Annotated in this window: 17 protein-coding genes; 3 read left to right on the forward strand and 14 right to left on the reverse strand. The window is 36.3% G+C overall.

Going from position 1 to position 18,729, the window contains the following annotated elements:
• Positions 1-8 precede the first annotated feature (8 nt).
• The 6 genes from AC4BB5_RS12270 to AC4BB5_RS12295 form a co-directional block, all read right to left on the reverse strand.
• The gene (locus tag AC4BB5_RS12270) at positions 9-1,793 is read right to left on the reverse strand and encodes an ABC transporter ATP-binding protein (RefSeq protein WP_490456404.1); all 1,785 of its coding nucleotides are present in this window, start codon (positions 1,791-1,793) and stop codon (positions 9-11) included.
• Positions 1,793-3,544, reverse strand: coding sequence for an ABC transporter ATP-binding protein (locus AC4BB5_RS12275; protein ID WP_490456405.1), 1,752 nt, complete (start codon positions 3,542-3,544; stop codon positions 1,793-1,795). The genes AC4BB5_RS12270 and AC4BB5_RS12275 overlap by 1 nt, the downstream gene beginning before the upstream one ends.
• A 167-nt stretch (positions 3,545-3,711) precedes the next feature.
• Entirely contained in the window at positions 3,712-3,933 is a 222-nt protein-coding gene (locus tag AC4BB5_RS12280) for a YneF family protein (protein ID WP_010760812.1), read from the reverse strand.
• 226 nt (positions 3,934-4,159) lie between these two features.
• The gene (locus AC4BB5_RS12285; RefSeq protein WP_490456406.1) at positions 4,160-5,053 is read right to left on the reverse strand and encodes a deoxyribonuclease IV; all 894 of its coding nucleotides are present in this window, start codon (positions 5,051-5,053) and stop codon (positions 4,160-4,162) included.
• A gap of 344 nt (positions 5,054-5,397) precedes the next feature.
• On the reverse strand, positions 5,398-5,850 hold the full coding sequence (locus AC4BB5_RS12290; protein WP_490456407.1) for a DUF1801 domain-containing protein: 453 nt from the start codon (positions 5,848-5,850) through the stop codon (positions 5,398-5,400).
• 13 nt (positions 5,851-5,863) lie between these two features.
• Complete coding sequence (locus tag AC4BB5_RS12295) at positions 5,864-6,535, reverse strand: YdeI/OmpD-associated family protein (RefSeq protein WP_490456408.1); 672 nt, start codon at positions 6,533-6,535, stop codon at positions 5,864-5,866.
• Between the two features lie 153 nt (positions 6,536-6,688).
• Here AC4BB5_RS12295 and AC4BB5_RS12300 point away from each other — a divergent pair, with 153 nt between their 5' ends.
• Both AC4BB5_RS12300 and AC4BB5_RS12305 read left to right on the forward strand, forming a co-directional pair.
• Complete coding sequence (locus tag AC4BB5_RS12300; protein ID WP_490456409.1) at positions 6,689-7,030, forward strand: iron chaperone; 342 nt, start codon at positions 6,689-6,691, stop codon at positions 7,028-7,030.
• Positions 7,031-7,163: 133 nt separating this feature from the next.
• Positions 7,164-9,614 carry a transglycosylase domain-containing protein gene (locus tag AC4BB5_RS12305; RefSeq protein ID WP_490456410.1) on the forward strand — a complete coding sequence of 817 codons (2,451 nt, stop codon included), beginning with the start codon at positions 7,164-7,166 and terminating at the stop codon, positions 9,612-9,614.
• A gap of 66 nt (positions 9,615-9,680) precedes the next feature.
• Here the strand turns inward: AC4BB5_RS12305 and AC4BB5_RS12310 are convergent, their stop codons facing one another.
• On the reverse strand, positions 9,681-10,310 hold the full coding sequence (locus AC4BB5_RS12310) for a sugar O-acetyltransferase (protein WP_490456411.1): 630 nt from the start codon (positions 10,308-10,310) through the stop codon (positions 9,681-9,683).
• A gap of 196 nt (positions 10,311-10,506) precedes the next feature.
• Complete coding sequence (gene ccpA / locus AC4BB5_RS12315) at positions 10,507-11,508, reverse strand: catabolite control protein A (RefSeq protein ID WP_086313689.1); 1,002 nt, start codon at positions 11,506-11,508, stop codon at positions 10,507-10,509.
• Positions 11,509-11,721: 213 nt separating this feature from the next.
• Between ccpA and AC4BB5_RS12320 the strand changes: the two genes are divergently transcribed.
• Positions 11,722-12,822: an aminopeptidase P family protein gene (locus tag AC4BB5_RS12320; protein WP_490456412.1), complete on the forward strand. Its 1,101-nt coding sequence runs from the start codon at positions 11,722-11,724 to the stop codon at positions 12,820-12,822.
• Positions 12,823-12,880: 58 nt separating this feature from the next.
• Here AC4BB5_RS12320 and AC4BB5_RS12325 read toward each other — a convergent pair whose 3' ends face one another.
• The 6 genes from AC4BB5_RS12325 to hprK form a co-directional block, all read right to left on the reverse strand.
• On the reverse strand, positions 12,881-13,471 hold the full coding sequence (locus AC4BB5_RS12325; protein ID WP_490456413.1) for a YtxH domain-containing protein: 591 nt from the start codon (positions 13,469-13,471) through the stop codon (positions 12,881-12,883).
• 23 nt (positions 13,472-13,494) lie between these two features.
• Complete coding sequence (locus AC4BB5_RS12330) at positions 13,495-13,938, reverse strand: DUF948 domain-containing protein (RefSeq protein ID WP_490456414.1); 444 nt, start codon at positions 13,936-13,938, stop codon at positions 13,495-13,497.
• Between the two features lie 220 nt (positions 13,939-14,158).
• On the reverse strand, positions 14,159-15,052 hold the full coding sequence (galU, locus tag AC4BB5_RS12335) for a UTP--glucose-1-phosphate uridylyltransferase GalU (RefSeq protein WP_490456415.1): 894 nt from the start codon (positions 15,050-15,052) through the stop codon (positions 14,159-14,161).
• A gap of 21 nt (positions 15,053-15,073) precedes the next feature.
• Entirely contained in the window at positions 15,074-16,090 is a 1,017-nt protein-coding gene (locus AC4BB5_RS12340) for an NAD(P)H-dependent glycerol-3-phosphate dehydrogenase (RefSeq protein ID WP_490456416.1), read from the reverse strand.
• Positions 16,091-16,255: 165 nt separating this feature from the next.
• Complete coding sequence (gene lgt, locus AC4BB5_RS12345; protein WP_490456417.1) at positions 16,256-17,086, reverse strand: prolipoprotein diacylglyceryl transferase; 831 nt, start codon at positions 17,084-17,086, stop codon at positions 16,256-16,258.
• 491 nt (positions 17,087-17,577) lie between these two features.
• On the reverse strand, positions 17,578-18,516 hold the full coding sequence (hprK, locus tag AC4BB5_RS12350) for an HPr(Ser) kinase/phosphatase (RefSeq protein WP_490456418.1): 939 nt from the start codon (positions 18,514-18,516) through the stop codon (positions 17,578-17,580).
• Positions 18,517-18,729 lie beyond the last annotated feature (213 nt).

Below are 18,729 nucleotides of genomic sequence, written 5' to 3' on the forward strand. Positions count from 1 at the left end.
TTTTTATTTTAACCTTCACTATTTTGTAACTTATACATATCTGCATACAGACCATTTTTGGTCAATAAATTTTCATGATTGCCACGTTCTACAATTCGCCCTTTATCCAATACTAGAATTAGATCTGCATCACGAATTGTAGATAATCTATGAGCGATTGCGATCGTCGTTCTGCCTTGACGCATATTGGCCAAACCTTCTTGAATCAAGCCTTCTGTTTCAGTATCGATATTTGCAGTTGCTTCATCCAACACAAGAATTTTTGGATCTGCAACGATCGTTCTAGCAAATGAAATCAACTGACGTTGACCGCTTGAATAACTTGCGCCTCTTTCGATCACTTTAGCATGGTACTTTTTAGGCAATGTTTCAATAAACTTATCTGCCTGAACAAATTCAGCAGCTGCTTTGATCTGTTCATCCGTGATCTCTGGATTCAGCATTCGAATATTCCCAGCGATATCACCATAAAACATAAAGGCATCTTGTAAAACCAAGCCTAATTTTTTTCTTAACTCAGGCAATGGATAGTCACGAATATCACGATCATCAATCAATATTTCACCTTCATAAAATTCATAAAAGCGCATCAACACATTGATTATTGAACTTTTCCCGCTTCCTGTATGACCGATTAAAGCAACGGTTTCTCCAGGATTCGCAATAAAGCTGATATTATTCAAGACTTTATTCTTTCCATCATAAGAAAAACTAACATTGCGAAATTCAATTTTCCCACGAATAATTTCTGCGTTAGCCCCAACATTTTGTTGTGGTGTCAACTCTTCATTATCAAAAATTTTCAAAATTCGACTGCCCGCAACCATCCCATCCGTAAAGACGCTTAGAAAATCCATCATTTGTGTCATTGGATTGAAAAATGCCTGTACATACGTCACAAAAGCATAAATCAAGCCAACTTCTACAGGAGAATGCAACGCATCATAACCAAATAAGGTCAATGTTAAACCAATCGCAAGTGTATATAGAAAATTAATGATTGGACCTAACAGCAATGAATTGGTTCTGATCATTGAATAACGTGTCCGTAAATAATCATCATTGGTTTCTTCAAACTCTTTTTCTAAACGATGCTCTTGTCTAAATTGTTGAATAATTTGCATCCCTGAAATATATTCATTCAGTTTTGTATTCAACTGACTTAGTTTTTCCCGCATACTTCTATAAATCCTTGAACTGAATTTTTGATAGTACCAAATCACAATTAATAAAATAGGAAGGAAGATCAAGTTATACAAGGCGATCTTCCCGCTGATCTGAAACATTGCAATAAATGAAGATACAACCGCAAAAATTCCTGTTAATACCATCAAAAAAACATACCAAAATTCAAATAACGTTTCTGTATCATTGGTCACTCGAGACACAATCGAACCTGCTGGAGTTTGATCAAAATAACGCATCCCTAAGGTTTGTAGTTTTTCAAATAACTTCACGCGAATATATTGATAGGTTTTCAGTGAAGCAGTTGAATATAAAAACCATTGGAAAAACCAGACAATACTTTTAACGATCACGCCAAATAGATATAAACTAGCAAAAAAGAGTATGACTTGAGTAGTAGCCGTCTTGGGTGTTAGATAGTCATCCATAAAGGTTTGGATGATTCTTGGCAAAATGATGTTAATAATCGCAAGTACCAATGCAAATAAAATCGCTGTTAAAAACGTACGGCGAAATGGCCGAGCAAATTTAAGCAATCGTTTGACGATCGACACTTGTTCTTTTAATGGAACTGATTTGGTCCATTCTGATTCATATTTTTCTTCCATTATGCTTCACTCCCTTCGATTTTCGCTTCTAATTGTTGTTTATCCCACATACGTTTGTACCAACCAGCTAATCGTAACAATTCTTGATGGGTACCACGCTCAACAATTTTTCCTTCATCTAAAACAATGATTTCCTTTGCATGCATCACACTACTTAATCGATGGGCGGCAATAATCGTTGTTTTTTCTTTTCTTGCATCTTTTAAATTAGAAAGAATCGCTTCTTCCGTTTTTGCATCCACTGCTGATAAAGCATCGTCTAAAATCAGTAATTCAGGATTTAAGATCAATGCTCTAGCAATTGAAATACGTTGTTTTTGACCACCAGATAAGGAAACACCACGCTCCCCTACTAAGGTATCATAGCCTTTAGGAAACGCCTTGATTTCATTATTGATAAAGGCCATTTCAGCTGCTTGCTCCACTTCTTCCTCAGTAAAATCAGGATTAGCAAAACGAATATTATCCCGTACCGTCATTGAAAATAGAAAATGATCTTGAGGAACATACCCCATTGCGGTCATCAAAGCATCCAATGAGTAATCTTTAATATCATGACCGCCAAACATTACACGACCTTTGTAATGATCATATTCGCGCATCAATAATTTTAAAATCGTCGTTTTCCCAGCGCCAGTTTTACCGACAATCCCTAATGTTTCTCCAACACCGACTGTAAATTTGATTTGTTCCAAGGTTGCATGGTCATCTTTAGGATAAGTGAACTGAGCAATTTCCATTGATAACTGACCTTTAGCCGGTGTTTGGATGGCATCTTTTTTCTCAACGATATGCGTTTTTTCATGTAACAGCTCATTCACACGGTCGTAACTTGCATTCCCTCGCTCCAGTACATTAAACAAACGACCAATTGCAAACATCGGCCAAACGAGCATCCCAATATAACTTATAAATGAAATCAACTGACCGATCGTAATCGTGCCTTCCATAATAAAACGTCCGCCCATAATAATTGTCAGGACATAGGAAATCCCAATAATCAATGTAATGAATGGATCAAATAACGCATCAAGAAAATTTACTCGCTTATTTTTTACAATAGCGTCATCGATCTTTTCTGTAAAATCTTGAATATCTTCCTTTTCCTGACCGAATGTTTTAATTACTTTCATCCCAGTAATACTTTCTTGCGTTTTATCATTGATCGTTGAAAACGCAGCTTGTGAATCTCGAAATGCATCGTGTAATTTTGAGCCTAAAACTCTCGATGTCACTGCCAATAATGGTAACGGAATCAATGCGATCAACGTTAAACGCCAATCAACAAATAAAATCATAGCGATGATTGTAGCCCCACCTGTGATCAATGAATCTGCAAAGGTTAAAATCCCCGCTCCTGCAACATTTTGAATTGCATTCAAATCATTGGTTGCGTGTGCCATTAAATCACCTGTTCGATACTTCTGATAAAAAACACTATCCATTCTGGTGAAGTGATGGAATAATTGTCGTCTTAAATCTTTTTCTAGTCTTGCAGCGCTTCCCCAGATATAGATTCGCCAAATATAGCGAAAAATATATTGCGCTAAAGCTGCCACTAACAACACACCAACCCAAAATAAAATAGGCTTGATCGTCAGATTTTTATCTGCAATTTTATCAACAACAATTCCGATGACTTTTGGTGGAACTAACTGAACAAGTGCAACCATCACTAATGAAAAAACCCCAATAAAGTAACTTTTTTTCTCTTGTTTGAAAAACCACCCTAATTTTTTAAATATAGACATGTATCATTCTCCTTTTCTAAATCGACTACTGTGCGCTCACATCTTTCATTTGTTGTTTTCCCATTTCAATACAACTCCTTTCATTTAATAAAAAATAAGTGCAAAAAAAAACGGGCCAAAAAATCGGCCCGTTTTGTCCTTGAATTATGAATAGCATCTAAAAAACCTTATTTGTCCCCTTGGTTCTTCATTTGCTGCATCATTTGACGAATCTTCTTCTCAGAAGGCTTTTGTCCCATAGACATCATCATCATTCGTAACATTTCCTCATTAACGGGAGGATTCTTTTTAAAATAGTCTTGCATATATTTGCGCGCAAGGAAAAATCCACCTGCTGCACCTGCTAATAAAGCGATAATCGCGATCAATACTACTAAACCTGTTGACATATAAATCTCTCCTTTCTACTAGAGAAGCTGAATAAGAACTTCTGCGGGTTTGTTGTGCAGTCATTATTCTTACCAGACTTACTATTGCTCATTTTTAAGGGGACTGTTGATCCCTTTTTATTAAATTGCTCTCAAGAAATCATTTTACTAGAAATAGACTAAAAAGAAAAGGTCTTTTGTCATATTCCTCACAAGAAATTTCCGAAAGACCATTTCTTTTCTATTCTTACTGTTGTTTTTCAATTTTATCCAATAAATCTGGATCAAATTTTTGTGATTTTAACATCGCAATTTCATAACCATACGGTGCTTTACTTGTCTTTTTATCAGCACCTACATAAGGTGTTTCTAAAATTTTAGGTAACTCTTTTAATTTTTCATGGTGAACGACTTTATTTAATGCATCAAAACCAATCGTTCCAAAGCCAATATTTGCATGTCGGTCTTTATGAGAACCCATTGGATTTTTAGAATCATTCACATGGACTACTTTCAAACGATCTAAGCCAATAATTTTATCAAATTCTTCTAAAACACCATCGAAATCGTCTTTTACATTATAACCAGCATCATTGATATGACAAGTATCCATCGTAACAGATAATTTTTCATTCAGTTTAACGCCTTCGATAATTGTCGCTAATTCTTCAAAAGTACGACCTAATTCAGTCCCTTTTCCTGCCATTGTTTCAAGAGCAATTTGCGGCACTTGCTCTTTCCATAAGACTTCATCAAGACCTTTGATAATTTGTTTTAGACCAGCATCCACACCAGCGCCTACATGTGCACCTGGATGAAGTGTGATTTGTGTTGCGCCTAGTGCATGAGCACGCTCAATTTCCTGACGTAAAAATGAGGTTGCAAAGCCAAAATTTTCTAATTTGATCGTATTTCCTAAATTAATGATATAAGGAGCATGGACAACGATATTGCTTAAATCATGCTCTACCATATATTTTTGACCTGCTTCGATATTCATCTCTTCAATTGGTTTACGGCGTGTATTTTGCGGCGCGCCTGTATAGATCATAAAAGTCGTTGAACCATAACTCGCTGCCTCTTCCGCTGAACCTAATAACATTTTTTTACCACTCATACTAACATGTGAACCTAATAACATAATAATCCTCCTACTTTTAAAAGCTAAACAGGCTCTCTTAGCTCTGAATGAAAAATAGGAAAATCAGAGGGTGACGCTTTTCGTCACAATCGGATTTTATCTTTTTTCCGAAGAGCTAGCCTGTGAAGCTAGATACTTTTAAAAGCTAAACAGGCTCTCTCAGCTCTGAATGAAAAATAGGAAACTGTGATTGAGGTGCTTTTGGCCTCACTCATAGTTTGTCTTTTTCAATCAGTACCAGCCTGTTAGCTAACGATAAATAAATATAAACTGTTTCAGTCTTAAAAAGAGTACGTGAAACAATCAGAAAAAACAATCTTTTTGCCTCTTCTCCATAACACAAGCTATTTCTTATTTTTTTCTGTAAAGCGGATATAACTAGCAACCCATTCTTCCATTGAAATTTTGCTGACTAATTCCCCAATCAATTCATAAGGAATAGTTTTCGGATTGCTAAACCGAATACAGCTTTTCCCCATATTCAACTTTGTTGGAACTACTTTTTGGTATTCTTCCTGAAACCAAGCCAGTAATTTTTTATTCCCCATGATGCCCATATGATACAAAGATAGATGTTTTTTTTGAGAAGCCAAGCTGATAAACGGCAATGGTTCATCTTTTCTGCCTAAATATCCCTCTGGAAAATCGCTCAAAGGCACAACATATGTCGGCATCCCATATTGTAAACGTAAGACGAATCCCTCAGGTATATTTTCAGCGATGACTACCGCTAAACGTTGATAAGAATCCTTCCATTTTTCATCGATATTCTCTACATATTTTTCTACTTCATCCATACTAACCCCTCCTTTATTTTGCTAAAAATTGACGATATAGCTCCTTTGATTTGAATCCTTTTGTTAGAATATCAATCATTTCTTTTTTCCTTTTTTCTTGTGTCACTGCTTGTTTAGCACTATAAATATATCTTGCCCAATCTTTTTTATACCCAGGTGTTAATTGGTCAAACACACTTTTTGCTTCTTTGTAATTTCCAATGAACGCTTCTACTTCTGGTATATATTGAATATAGTCAGACACACGAGCACTACTGACAACTTTCGATTTTTTTTTACGTTCAATATTTTTCATGCCAGTTACTGTAAATGTCTCATCTAAACTCACCATTCGATTAAATTTTAAAGTACTATTTGCTATATAGCCATCACTATCATCAACATTAAGAGTTGGGAAAATTTCATCTCTATGTACAAACGTCGAATATTTTTTATTCCCTTTTTTAGGATACGCAACAAAGAGGACCCCATTTTTATTAAGTAACTGCTTTTCGATTACCTCTGAAACAACTTGTTTAAACTTCTCCATCGTCTCTACAAAAATAAAAAGCAAGTCTACCGGTTTTGTGGGAAGTTGTTTCTGCGCTTCTGTTATTTCAACTAAATACTCTTTACTTGGCTTATTAACCACCACTTTCGTTGAATAGCTCATTAAGTTCAATTTTTCAACAATCGATTTTCCCATTATTCTCAGCCTTCCATTTTGTTCTACAACGCACTGTTAGTGTACCATAAAACGATTACTTCTTTCACTTTTCTGGATTAAAATAACTCCCCCACAGTTTACATCATGGTATACTAAGCATATCATCCAACCAGAAAGTAGGTAACGATTATTATGACAATCATTGAAGACTACATCTCCACTATTCCAGAAGATCGCCAAGTAAAAGTCCAACAACTCTATACGACAATCAAACAACTCGTTCCGCAAGCTACAGAAAAAATGTCTTATGGAATGCCAACCTTCTATTTAAATGGAAACTTAGTTCACTTTGCTAATGCTAAAAATCATATTGGGTTTTATCCTGCGCCAAGTGCGATTGATGCTTTTAAAAATGAACTGAAAGACTTTAAAACAAGTAAAGGCGCGATTCAATTCCCTTTAGATCGTGAATTGCCTATAGACTTGATCAAAAAAATCGTATTATTCAGAGTAGAAGAAAACACAGAAAAATAAAAAATCATTGTATACTGAAAAAGCAAACAAGATCTAGCTTCCCTATCTAGTTTTATTAAGTTTTCTTGATTAAGTTTCTATAAATATCTGAACAACTGTTCATTATAGAATTTTTTTGCTATAATATCACGGAATGTATCATTATATTGAGGTGAAGCTTTTGGACAATCAGAATAACTCCCGTCACACGGAACAAAATTCTAATAAAGTACCAGAGAAGAAAAAGATTTTTTTAATTATAAATGTAGTGATTCGTGTACTGCAATCATTATTTGTGTTTGCGGTCGTTATTTTACTATTAGGTGGTGCTTTAGGTCTTGGTATTGGTATTGGCTATTTTGCTTTTTTAGTTGAAGATACACAACCACCAACAAAAGAAGAGCTCCAAACTGAAATCAGTGATATCACTGAAGTTTCCCGAATGACTTATGCAGATGGCACAAATATTGCGATGATCAAATCTGATTTGGTTAGAACAAGAGTTGACAGTGAACACATCTCCCCTCTCTTGAAAAAAGCCATCATCTCTACTGAGGATGAGTACTTTGAAGAACACAAAGGTGTGGTTCCAAAAGCTGTGATTCGTGCCCTTGTTTCTGATGCAACAGGTTTGGGAGGTTCATCTGGGGGGTCAACACTGACACAACAATTGGTCAAACAACAAATTTTGACCGATGAAACGACTTTCAAACGAAAAGCCAATGAGATACTATTGGCTTATCGAATCGAAAAGTTTTTTTCAAAAGATGAAATCGTTACGACTTATCTAAATGTTTCCCCTTTCGGCCGTAATAATAAAGGTGAAAATATTGCAGGCGTTGAAGAAGCAGCAAAAGGTCTATTTGGTAAAAATGCCAATGATCTAACACTTCCTCAAGCAGCATTTATTGCAGGTTTGCCACAAAGTCCGATCATCTATACACCGTATAGCAACACAGGCGCTTTAAAGGATGACGAGAATATGGCCTATGGAATGAAACGAAAAGATTTTGTTTTATTCAGTATGTATCGGGAAAAAGCCATTACTAAAGAAGAATATGAAGCAGCCAAAAACTATGACTTGAAACAAGATTTCCAACCACAGCAAGAATCTAATCAAAATACTCAAGGTTACTTATATAATGCCGTATTGGAACAAGCAACTAACGTCGTAATGGATCTTAATATAGAAAAAGCTGGGGTAAAAAAAGAAACGTTAGATGAACTAGGTCTTTCTCAATACAAGGATCAAGCCCGAAAGGAAATTCAAAATCGTGGTTATACGATCCAATCAACAATCGATCAAACCGTTTATGATACCATGCAAAACGCTGTCGCAAACTTTGGCTACATGCTAGATGATGGTTATGGTGCTGGACTTGTTGAGACTGGGAATGTTTTGATGGACAATAAAACAGGGAGAATCATCGGATTTGTAGCGGGTCGTGACTTCAATATCAGCCAAAGTAACCATGCGTTAGATACAGTCCGACAAGTTGGTTCTACGATTAAGCCTATCTCCGTTTATGGACCTGCTATCGATCAGGGAATGATCGGTTCAGAAAGTCGTTTGGCCAATTACCCTACTAGATACAGTAGTAGCGAAAAAGAGCTGGCTAATGCAACAAATTCTGGAACAAACACCTTTGATACAGTTCGTCATTCATTAGAATGGTCTTATAATATTCCCGTATACCATTTAAATGAAGCAATGAAAATGCAAATGGGTGATGATAATTTCTCTTACAATAACTATCTAAGTAAAATGAATTACCCAGCAAATGACGCTTGGTCGTATCAATCTGCTCCTTTAGGGTCAGTTGAGACAACTGTTCTAACACAAACAAATGGGTTTCAAGCACTCGCTAATAAAGGCCAATATCAAAAAGGCTATATGATCGACAAGATCACAGATAATAGCGGAAAAGTTATTTATGAACATAAAGATACACCTGTTCAAGTCTATTCTGAAGCTACAGCTTCGATTATGAATGACATGATGCGTTCTGTCTTAGATTCTAAAATAACGACTCCATTCAAAAATATGATCAATGGTCTTAATCCTGCTTTTGGAAATGTTGACTGGATCGGTAAGACAGGAACAACAGATTCATATGTAGACGCTTGGTTAGTTGTTTCGACACCGACTATTACCTTAGGTTCATGGACAGGTTATGATACCCCTACAGCAATGAGTCCAAATAGTGGTGATCAAAATAGTGCTTACTTAGCAAATCTGGCAAATGCAATCTATTCAGTTAAACCGGATTTATTCGGTGTTGGTGAAAAATTCACTCTTTCAAAAGACGTGATCAAATCAACTGTATCAAGCTTTACAGGAGAAAAACCGGGTACTTTTACCTATAACGGTGGAACCTATACTGCTCCTGGTCCAAATGTCGAATCATTCTATGCAAAAGATGGCGCTCCAAAAAGCCAATACAAATTTGGCTATGGCGGATCAGATGCAAATTACAGTGCTTATTGGGGACGTTATGCCACAACGCCTTCATCGGGTTCGACACCTTCCCCTTCTTCTGAAAAAAAAGAGGATAAGAAAAAAGAAAATACAACACCTTCTTCTAGTGAAAAAAAGAATAACTAATCTTTTTAAGTTAAATTTAGAGCCTCAAACAAAACTACAACAGGTTTTGTTTGAGGCTCTTCTAATTTAATTTGTATTATTTAAGCGATAGACCTCTTCTAAATCTTCTGCTAAAAAAGGCTGATCTTTATAATAAAATTCACGGTCTTTTTCACTGATTTCTCGGATTACTTTACAGGGATTTCCAACCGCAACCGAATTTGCTGGAATATCTTTTGTGACGATGCTTCCTGCTCCAATCACACTATTTTCACCGATCGTTACACCTGGACAAACAGTCGTGTTTGCTCCAATCCAACAATTATTCTCAATGGTTACTGGATTGCCATACATCAAACGCCGATAATCAGGGTGAACCGGATGCCCTACTGTTGCGATTGTCACACCGGGACCAAAAGCAACCTTATTTCCGATCTTAATAGATGCATCATCAATAAAACTGCACCCCATATTAAAAAAACACTCCTCACCTAGCTCAATATTACGACCATAACAAAAATAAAAAGGAGGTTCGATCCATGCATTTATTTTTGTTCCAAAAATGTCATCCAACAAATGAAATCTTCTTTCTAATTCATCAGGTGAAGTTTGATTAAAAGCCATCATCCTCCGTTTTGCCTGCAATCGCTCCTCTGGCAATCCTTCACAATCATCTAAAAATAGTTTACCAGCAATGATTCTTTCTCTCATGTTCATTGAAATTTCTCCTTTTTCATTTATATAGTTTGATCCTCGCTGAATTTCTCTCAAATTCTTCTTAGAAACCATCCCCAAAGTTGAATTTTGCCCACTAAAAAACACTCCCTTATTAGAAGTATACTAGCTTTGAGCTCTAGTTTCTACTTTATAGGGAGTGTTACTAATACGAGATACTATTTTCAGTTATTCTATACTATTTAGTCGAACCTTTTTGATCCATACCATAAGGTAAGATAACTGTTTTATCTTCGATTTCTTCTTTATTCATTAATTTTGTCAATAAGCGCATTGCCACAGCACCAATATCATATAGCGGTTGTGTCACACTTGAAAGACGTGGACGAGAAACTTCTGTGAGCAATGAGTTATTACTTGTGATGATTTCAAACTCTTCTGGTACTTTTACACCAGCATCGATCATACCATCTAATAAACCAATTGCTAATTCATCATCCGTTACATAAGCTGCAGTCGCTCCACTATTGCGGATACGTTCAGCCAATGAGATACCAGCTTTAAACTTATATTCAGCTTCAAAAATCAAGCCTTCATTATAAGATAAGCCATTATCAGCTAACGCTTCTTTATAGCCTTTGATGCGATTTTGACCATTGATAGGGTCAATCAATGCACCACTGACAAAGGCAATTTTTTTATTGCCATTTTTAGCTAGCAAGTTCGTAGCATCTTTCGTTGCTTCTGCATAATCGATGTTTACACTACCGACTTGCTCATCAGGATCAATCGAGCCTGCCAAAACAACTGGGGTTTTAGAGCGAGAAAACTCGCCACGAATCTCATCTGTAATATGATGACCCATAAAAATAATTCCATCCACTTGTTTAGCCAAAAGATTATTCAGTACATTAACTTCTTTTTGATCGTTGCTGTCTGAATTTGCTAAAATGATATTGTATTTATACATCGTTGCAACGTCATCTATACCTCGTGCTAGTGACGCAAAAAAGATATTGCTGACATCAGGAATAATAACGCCTACAGTGGTTGTTTTTTTACTTGCTAAACCACGGGCTACAGCATTTGGGCGATAATCTAAGCGGTCAATTACTTCTAACACTTTTTTACGCGTAGCAGGTTTTACGTTTGGATTACCATTAACTACACGAGATACAGTCGCCATGGATACATTCGCTTCACGAGCAACATCATAAATAGTAATTGTTTGTTTTTCCATGTCTATTCTCCTAAATATTTATATTTGTTTTCATTTTCTGAAAACGCTGTTTACATTTCTCACTAAGAATAGCAGAGTTTTTTTATTTTTGCAACCGTTTTATCCTATTTTCATGAAAATTTACTCTATATTTCAAAAAGCGCTTTACGTCATTTCGTGGTATGATAAAGACAGGTTTTACAGTAACCAGTCATAAAAGAAAGAAGGATATCTATGAATCAAGAAAAAATGAATGAACTAAAAAAATGGATGGCTAGCGAAAATATTGACCTCACTTATATTAGTGATCCTGGGCATATTGCCTATTTCTCTGGCTATAAAAGTGATCCTCATGAACGGGTTTTAGCATTATTTGTCTCATTAAATCATGACCCTTTTTTATTCACTCCAGCTTTGGAAATTGAAGATGCTGAAAAAAGTTCATGGACTTATCCAGTATATGGCTATCTTGATAGTGAAAATCCTTGGGAAAAAATTGCCCAATTGATCAAAAAAAATGGTAATCCAAATAAAATTGCTACTGAAAAAGAAGCTTTGACTGTTGCCCGTTTTGATATTTTAAATAGTTATTTTCCAATGAGTGATTTCTCGGGTAATGTCACACCAGTCATTGAAAAATTACAGCTGCTTAAAACACCTTCCGAAGTGGCGAAGCTTATGGAGGCAGGAAATTGGGCTGATGTTGCTTTAGAGATTGGCTTCAACGCGATTAAAGAAGGGGCTAAAGAACAAGAGATCTTAGCTGAAATCGAATACCAATTAAAACGACAAGGTATTCGTTCAATGAGCTTTGACACTTTAGTTTTAACTGGAAAAAATGCGGCGAGCCCACATGGTAATCCTGGAAATACAACTATAGCCAAGCAAGACTTAGTTTTATTTGACTTAGGTGTTGTTTACAACGGTTATTGTAGTGATGTTACACGAACAGTTGCCTACAAAGAACCGACTGATTTTCAAAAAGAAATCTATTCGATCGTGTTAGAAGCACAATTAAAAGCGATGGATGCGGTAAAACCAGGAATTACTGCTGGAGAATTAGATGAGGTTGCGCGCGGCGTTATCAGCAGTTACGGTTATGGTGAATATTTCAATCACCGTCTAGGTCATGGTATTGGAACAACTGTTCATGAATACCCTTCTCTAGTGACTGGAAATGATTTAGTTATTGAAGAAGGTATGTGCTTCTCTATCGAACCAGGTATTTACATTCCGAACCAAGTTGGTGTGCGTATTGAGGATTGTTTACATGTGACTAAAACAGGTTGTGAAGCTTTTACAAAAACACCAAAAGAATTAATGATTATTGATTAAACGATTAAAAGAACGCCAGTACTCTATCGAGAATACTGGCGTTCTTTTAATCATTTCTCTATTTTTCTTTGAGCTCGTCTACTGTTTTTTCAACAGCTTTTTTTGTTTCTTTTTTTGCTTCTTCTGCTTTTTCAGGAACATCTTTTGTTACTTCCTTAGCTTCAGCAACGCCTTCTGAAACAGTTGCTTTCGCTTTTTTTGCAGATTCTTTAACATCGATAAAAATATCATCTGAAACATCTTCTGCAATATCGCCCAATTCATCAACTTGATCGTTTACATCTTGAGCAGTCTTTTTAAATCGGTCAGATAAATCATCTGTTTGTTTTTTAAATGATTCTAGAACAGTATCTGAAACACCTTGCGCTTTATCTAGTGAATCTTTCGTCTTATCTTTAACATTGCTGGCTAGATCACCTGCTTGTTCTCCTAGCACGCTAGCTTTTTCTTTAGCAATCGATGATAATTCAGATCCTTTTTGCATAGCGTAATCCGTGTAGTCCGTTGCTTTATCTTTAAAATCATCTGCTTGGTTCGCTAGATCTTCACGTAATTCTTTGCCTGATTTTGGTGCCAATAAAAGAGCCGCAACTGCTGCTGCTGTTCCTCCGATAATTGCTCCTAAAAAAAATCCACCTTTTTTCGCCATGTTTATTCCTCCGTTATCTTTTATTATTTAGTTGCTTCACTTGTTTTTGATGATTTTTTGGGACGAAATGCTCTAAAAGCTGCTCCGCCTACTTTGCTGACAACACCCGCTTTAGCAGTTGTTTTTCCAACTGCACCAACTTTTCCAAGTAGGTTTTTACTAGAGTAATTCAATTCAGAAACACTCTCACTTAAATCTGCAACTGCAGCAAACAACGGATCGATCGTTGCTACTTTTTTGTTTACATCATCCAACAACTCATTACTTTTTACTAAAAGACCCTCTACTTGTCTTGATAAAATATCTACATCTTTTGTTACGACTTCAATCGTCTTATTGGCTTCGTCCACTGTGGTAGTAACTCTTTCTACTGTTTTGCCGATTTTTATCAATACCAAAACAATAAATACTACTAATACAGCAAACGCCACTGCAGCAATAATTGCTGCAACCTCTCCACCTGTCATATTCTTGCTCCCTCCATCAATTATTCCATGTTCTTAGAATAACACCAACTGGTCTTTTTAACAAATTATTCAGTTAGTTTTGTTCTCTTAATTATAACAATTTCTAACCTAAGTCTCTACATACACTTACAAAAATTTGCCTGTAATATATAGAAAAAAGACAGAACAATATTTTGCTCTGTCTTCAAATGAAAAAGATCATATGAACCGTTGTTGTCTATTACTTTTTAGGTGTTTCTTCTTTAGCAAGTTCAGCACCTAATTCGATAATATACTCACGTAAGTTATCCTTAACTTCTGGGTGCACCAACCCATATTCAATACTTGTTTTCATGAATCCAAACTTGTCACCAACATCATAACGCTTACCTGTAAATTCTCTAGCAAATACACGTTGTGTTTTATTTAATGTATCGATAGCATCTGTTAATTGGATTTCACCACCAGCACCTGGCTCTTGCGACTCTAAAACGTGGAAAATTTCTGGTGTCAGCAAGTAACGACCAATAATTGCTAAATCACTCGGTGCTTCTTCAGGTGTAGGCTTTTCGACAAAATTATTCACGTTATACAATCCTTTAGAAACCTCAGCTTCTGGATTAATGATTCCGTATTTTGATGTTTCTTCATGTGGAACTTTCATTACAGCAATCGTTGATGCATGTGTTTCCTCATAATCATTCATCAATTGTTTTGATAACGGAATTTTATCTTCCATAATATCATCACCCAACATGACAACAAATGGTTCATTGCCGACAAATGCTTTAGCTTGTAACACTGCATGTCCTAATCCTTTTGGATGAGACTGACGGATAAAGTGAAGATTAACATCTGTTGTCTCTTCTACTAACTTCAATAAATCTGTTTTATTTTTCTCACGAAGATTACTTTCTAATTCAAAATTCGCATCGAAATGGTCTTCAATTGGACGCTTTGCTTTTCCTGTCACAATTAAAATATCTTCAATTCCAGACGCTAATGCTTCTTCAACAATAAATTGAATCGTTGGTTTATCTACGATTGGCAACATTTCCTTTGCCATCGCTTTTGTTGCTGGTAAAAATCTTGTGCCCAGACCAGCTGCTGGTATAACCGCTTTTTTAACTTTCATGCCAAATGGCCTCCTAAAAATTTATATAGAAAATTCGTTTTCCATTTTACCATCTCGCAACATAATCTCTTTTGCTGCTTGTCTTACATCTTGACCTTCATATAGTACCTTATAAATAGCTTCTGTGATCGGCATATCAACATTTAATTGTTGTGACAATTCATAGGCCGCTTTCGTTGTCGATACACCTTCAACGATCATTCCCATGTTTTCAAGAACTTCATCTAAACTATGACCTTTTCCAAGAAGATTTCCAGCGCGCCAATTACGAGAATGGACACTGGTACACGTCACAATTAAGTCACCGACTCCGCTTAATCCAATAAAAGTTAAAGGATTCGCTCCCATCGCTACACCTAGACGGCTGATTTCTGCTAAACCGCGTGTCATGATTGCAGCTTTTGCATCATCTCCAAAACCCAGACCATGAATCGCACCAGCGCCTAGAGCAATAATATTTTTCAAGGCAGCACCTGTTTCTACACCAATCACGTCATCATTCGTATAAATTCTAAAATAATCATTCATAAATAAATCTTGAACATAGGTTGCCTCTGGTAAATTCTCACTTGCAGCAGTAATCGTTGTAATATCATGAACCGCTACTTCTTCGGCATGACTTGGACCAGATAAAACAACTACACCCCGTCTTTTTTCAGATGGAATTTCTTCCATCAAAACTTCAGATATACGTTTATGACTCCCCTGTTCCAAGCCTTTACTAGCGTGAATAATCAACGGTTGATTTGTACATTTCGCTGTAAATTCTTGTGCAACCGTCCGAATCGCTTTTGTTGGAACAACAAACAAGACTGCATCTGCGTCTACAATACATTCCTCTAGCGACATCTTCCCTTGAATTGACTCTGGAATAACCAGATTTGGAAGATAGTGATGATTCGTATGATGCGTGTTGATTTCATCAATTTGTGCTTTATTATGTCCCCAAATGCGAACCTCATGACCATTTTCTGCTAAAACTTGTGCCAATGCAGTTCCCCACGAGCCAGGACCTAAAACAGCAACTTTTTGTTTCATTGGTGAAAATCTCCTTTCAAAATAAGAAAAGCTAGCTCAAAACATATCTATAAATGTACCTACTATTCAGCTTCCTATTTCTTTAACTAACCAAAATAAATTACTAATTTCATAACTTTCATACCCACTTAACATTCTACCATAGCTTAAGAGGAATAGGCAGTTCTAAACAGCCTTTTTTACGGTTCCCTTTTCACGATCATAAAACTTTACTGTTCCCTTTTTCCGGCGAATAACTACTATCGCAATCGCACCAAAAAATAATACAAGAGAAACTAATTGTGAGACCCGTATACTCCCAAATGCGTACAAGCTATCTGTTCGCATTCCTTCGATAAAGAAACGGCCAAATGAATACCAGATAATGTATCCTAAGAAGACTTCGCCTTCTTTCAAGAAATTTTTCTTTCTTCTTAACATGACCAAAACGATAAAGCCTAAAACATTCCAGATTGATTCATATAAAAACGTTGGTTGATGATACGTTCCATCAATATTCATATTATCAATAATGAATTTAGGTAAATGTAATCCTTCCAAAAATGCCCGCGTTGTGGCTGGTCCATACGCTTCATGATTCATAAAATTACCCCAACGTCCGATTCCTTGCGCCAAAATAACACTTGGTGCTGCAATATCTAAAAAAGTCCAAGTCGAGATAAAACGATGTCTTGTAAAGAAAAACAATGCAAGACCTCCACCGATCAATCCACCATAAATCGCTAGACCACCATTTCTAGTCAAAATAATTTCGATTGGATTGTCAACATAATCTTGCCACTGAAAAATAACATAATACAAACGGGCACCAATAATCGCACTTGGTAAGCCCCATAACATAAAGTCGATAACGTCATCTTCTTTTAAACCGACACGAACCGCTTCTCTACTACTCAGCCAAACAGCTAGTACGATTCCGGAAACAATAATAATTGCGTACCAGTACACAGCGATTCCAAAAAGATTTAACGCAACTGGATTTACTTGTCCTAACATTTGGCTTCCTCCTAAATATAAAAGCTGAATGAGCCTTTTAGCATCTACAAAAAATAGGAAAACATGACTGTGATATTCTTTGTAACAGCCAATTTTTATCTCCTTTTCCAAGATCCTGGCTCACGAAGCTAGATGATCCTAAAACATAACAGGCTCGTTTAGCTCTGACTGATAAATAGGAAAAATTGACTGAGACGTTCTTAGCCTCTTTCCATTTTTATCTTTTTTCCGAAGAGCTAGCCTGTGAAGCTAGATGATCCTAAAACATAACAGGCTCGTTTAGCTCTGACTGATAAATAGGAAAAATTGACTGAGACGTCCTTAGCCTCTTTCTATTTTTATCTTTTTTCCGAAGAGCTAGCCTGTGAAGTTAGATGATCCTAAAACATAACAGGCTCGTTTAGCTCTGACTGATAAATAGGAAAAATTGACTGAGGCGTCCTTAGCCTCTTTCCATTTTTATCTTTTTTCCGAAGAGCTAGCCTGTGAAGTTAGATGGTACCTGAATTTTCTTCAATCAATCGAGTCAAACGTTCTTCGAATGATTTTGTCGCATCATATCCCATAGTCTTCGCACGGAAATTCATAGCTGCAACTTCAATGATAATCGCAACATTTCGTCCTGTTTTTACAGGGATACGAATCTGTGGAACATCCACACTAGCAATTTCTACCATTGCATCATCTGAACCTAAACGATCGTACTTCTTATCTTTTTCCCAAGCTTCTAAATAAACCACAAGTTGTACTTGCATAAAACCGCGCACAGCACTTGCTCCAAATAAATTCATCACGTCGATGATTCCAATTCCCCGAATTTCGATCAAATGTTGTAAAATTTTTGGTGGTTCACCAACAACCGTCAATTCATCTTGTTGATAAACGTCTACACGATCATCTGCAATCAATCGATGACCTCGTTTAATCAACTCTAGTGCAGTCTCACTTTTACCAATACCGCTATCGCCTTGAATCAAGACACCTAAGCCATATACATCAACTAAAACACCATGTACACTAGTTCTTGCAGCTAAACGACTATCTAAATAGCTTGATAGCTCTCCTAACAATCTAGATGTAGAAATAGGTGAACGTAGAACGGCTAACCCTTTTTCCTTTGCTGCTTGTACCATCTCTTCTGGCGCTTGCAGTCCTCTAGAAATAATAAAAGCTGGTGTATCCTTCTCACATAAACGACGCATGACCATCAAACGCTCTTCTGGTATCATTCGTTCAGAAAATGTAATCTCTTTACTCCCGAACAACTGCAGACGGTTATGAGGGTAATAATTAAAATAACCAGTTAACTCTAAGCCAGGACGGGAAATATCTCCTGTAGTAATTTCTCTATTTAAACTTTCTTCATCGCCATAAACGACTTCTAAAGAAAGCTTTTCTACCAGTTGATGAATTTTTACAACTTCTTCCATATTGATCATCCATTCCTTTCAATTCTCTACTCGTTCCATTTTATCATTTCATGTAGGAAGTTTCTAGCTATTAAGAATATTGTCCATATTTTAGGGAACTATATTTGGTTTCCTTTCTTAATTACTCAGTAATAGATATCCATTCATTGTTCCTCGACTAATAATTGACTATCTCCTATTAATTTGTATACTTAGTTTGTAACCTGTACTAAG

The organism is Enterococcus sp. AMC1252, assembly GCF_058216515.1.

What these genes read in the sequence shown, in the direction of transcription:
- AC4BB5_RS12270 (WP_490456404.1), bottom strand. Translation starts at nt 1,793, where the DNA reads ATGGAAGAAAAATATGAATCAGAATGGACCAAATCAGTTCCATTAAAA.
- AC4BB5_RS12275 (WP_490456405.1), bottom strand. Translation starts at nt 3,544, where the DNA reads ATGTCTATATTTAAAAAATTAGGGTGGTTTTTCAAACAAGAGAAAAAA.
- AC4BB5_RS12280 (WP_010760812.1), bottom strand. Translation starts at nt 3,933, where the DNA reads ATGTCAACAGGTTTAGTAGTATTGATCGCGATTATCGCTTTATTAGCA.
- AC4BB5_RS12285 (WP_490456406.1), bottom strand. Translation starts at nt 5,053, where the DNA reads ATGTTATTAGGTTCACATGTTAGTATGAGTGGTAAAAAAATGTTATTA.
- AC4BB5_RS12290 (WP_490456407.1), bottom strand. Translation starts at nt 5,850, where the DNA reads ATGGATGAAGTAGAAAAATATGTAGAGAATATCGATGAAAAATGGAAG.
- AC4BB5_RS12295 (WP_490456408.1), bottom strand. Translation starts at nt 6,535, where the DNA reads ATGGGAAAATCGATTGTTGAAAAATTGAACTTAATGAGCTATTCAACG.
- AC4BB5_RS12300 (WP_490456409.1), top strand. Translation starts at nt 6,689, where the DNA reads ATGACAATCATTGAAGACTACATCTCCACTATTCCAGAAGATCGCCAA.
- AC4BB5_RS12305 (WP_490456410.1), top strand. Translation starts at nt 7,164, where the DNA reads ATGTATCATTATATTGAGGTGAAGCTTTTGGACAATCAGAATAACTCC.
- AC4BB5_RS12310 (WP_490456411.1), bottom strand. Translation starts at nt 10,310, where the DNA reads ATGAACATGAGAGAAAGAATCATTGCTGGTAAACTATTTTTAGATGAT.
- ccpA (WP_086313689.1), bottom strand. Translation starts at nt 11,508, where the DNA reads ATGGAAAAACAAACAATTACTATTTATGATGTTGCTCGTGAAGCGAAT.
- AC4BB5_RS12320 (WP_490456412.1), top strand. Translation starts at nt 11,722, where the DNA reads ATGAATCAAGAAAAAATGAATGAACTAAAAAAATGGATGGCTAGCGAA.
- AC4BB5_RS12325 (WP_490456413.1), bottom strand. Translation starts at nt 13,471, where the DNA reads ATGGCGAAAAAAGGTGGATTTTTTTTAGGAGCAATTATCGGAGGAACA.
- AC4BB5_RS12330 (WP_490456414.1), bottom strand. Translation starts at nt 13,938, where the DNA reads ATGACAGGTGGAGAGGTTGCAGCAATTATTGCTGCAGTGGCGTTTGCT.
- galU (WP_490456415.1), bottom strand. Translation starts at nt 15,052, where the DNA reads ATGAAAGTTAAAAAAGCGGTTATACCAGCAGCTGGTCTGGGCACAAGA.
- AC4BB5_RS12340 (WP_490456416.1), bottom strand. Translation starts at nt 16,090, where the DNA reads ATGAAACAAAAAGTTGCTGTTTTAGGTCCTGGCTCGTGGGGAACTGCA.
- lgt (WP_490456417.1), bottom strand. Translation starts at nt 17,086, where the DNA reads ATGTTAGGACAAGTAAATCCAGTTGCGTTAAATCTTTTTGGAATCGCT.
- hprK (WP_490456418.1), bottom strand. Translation starts at nt 18,516, where the DNA reads ATGGAAGAAGTTGTAAAAATTCATCAACTGGTAGAAAAGCTTTCTTTA.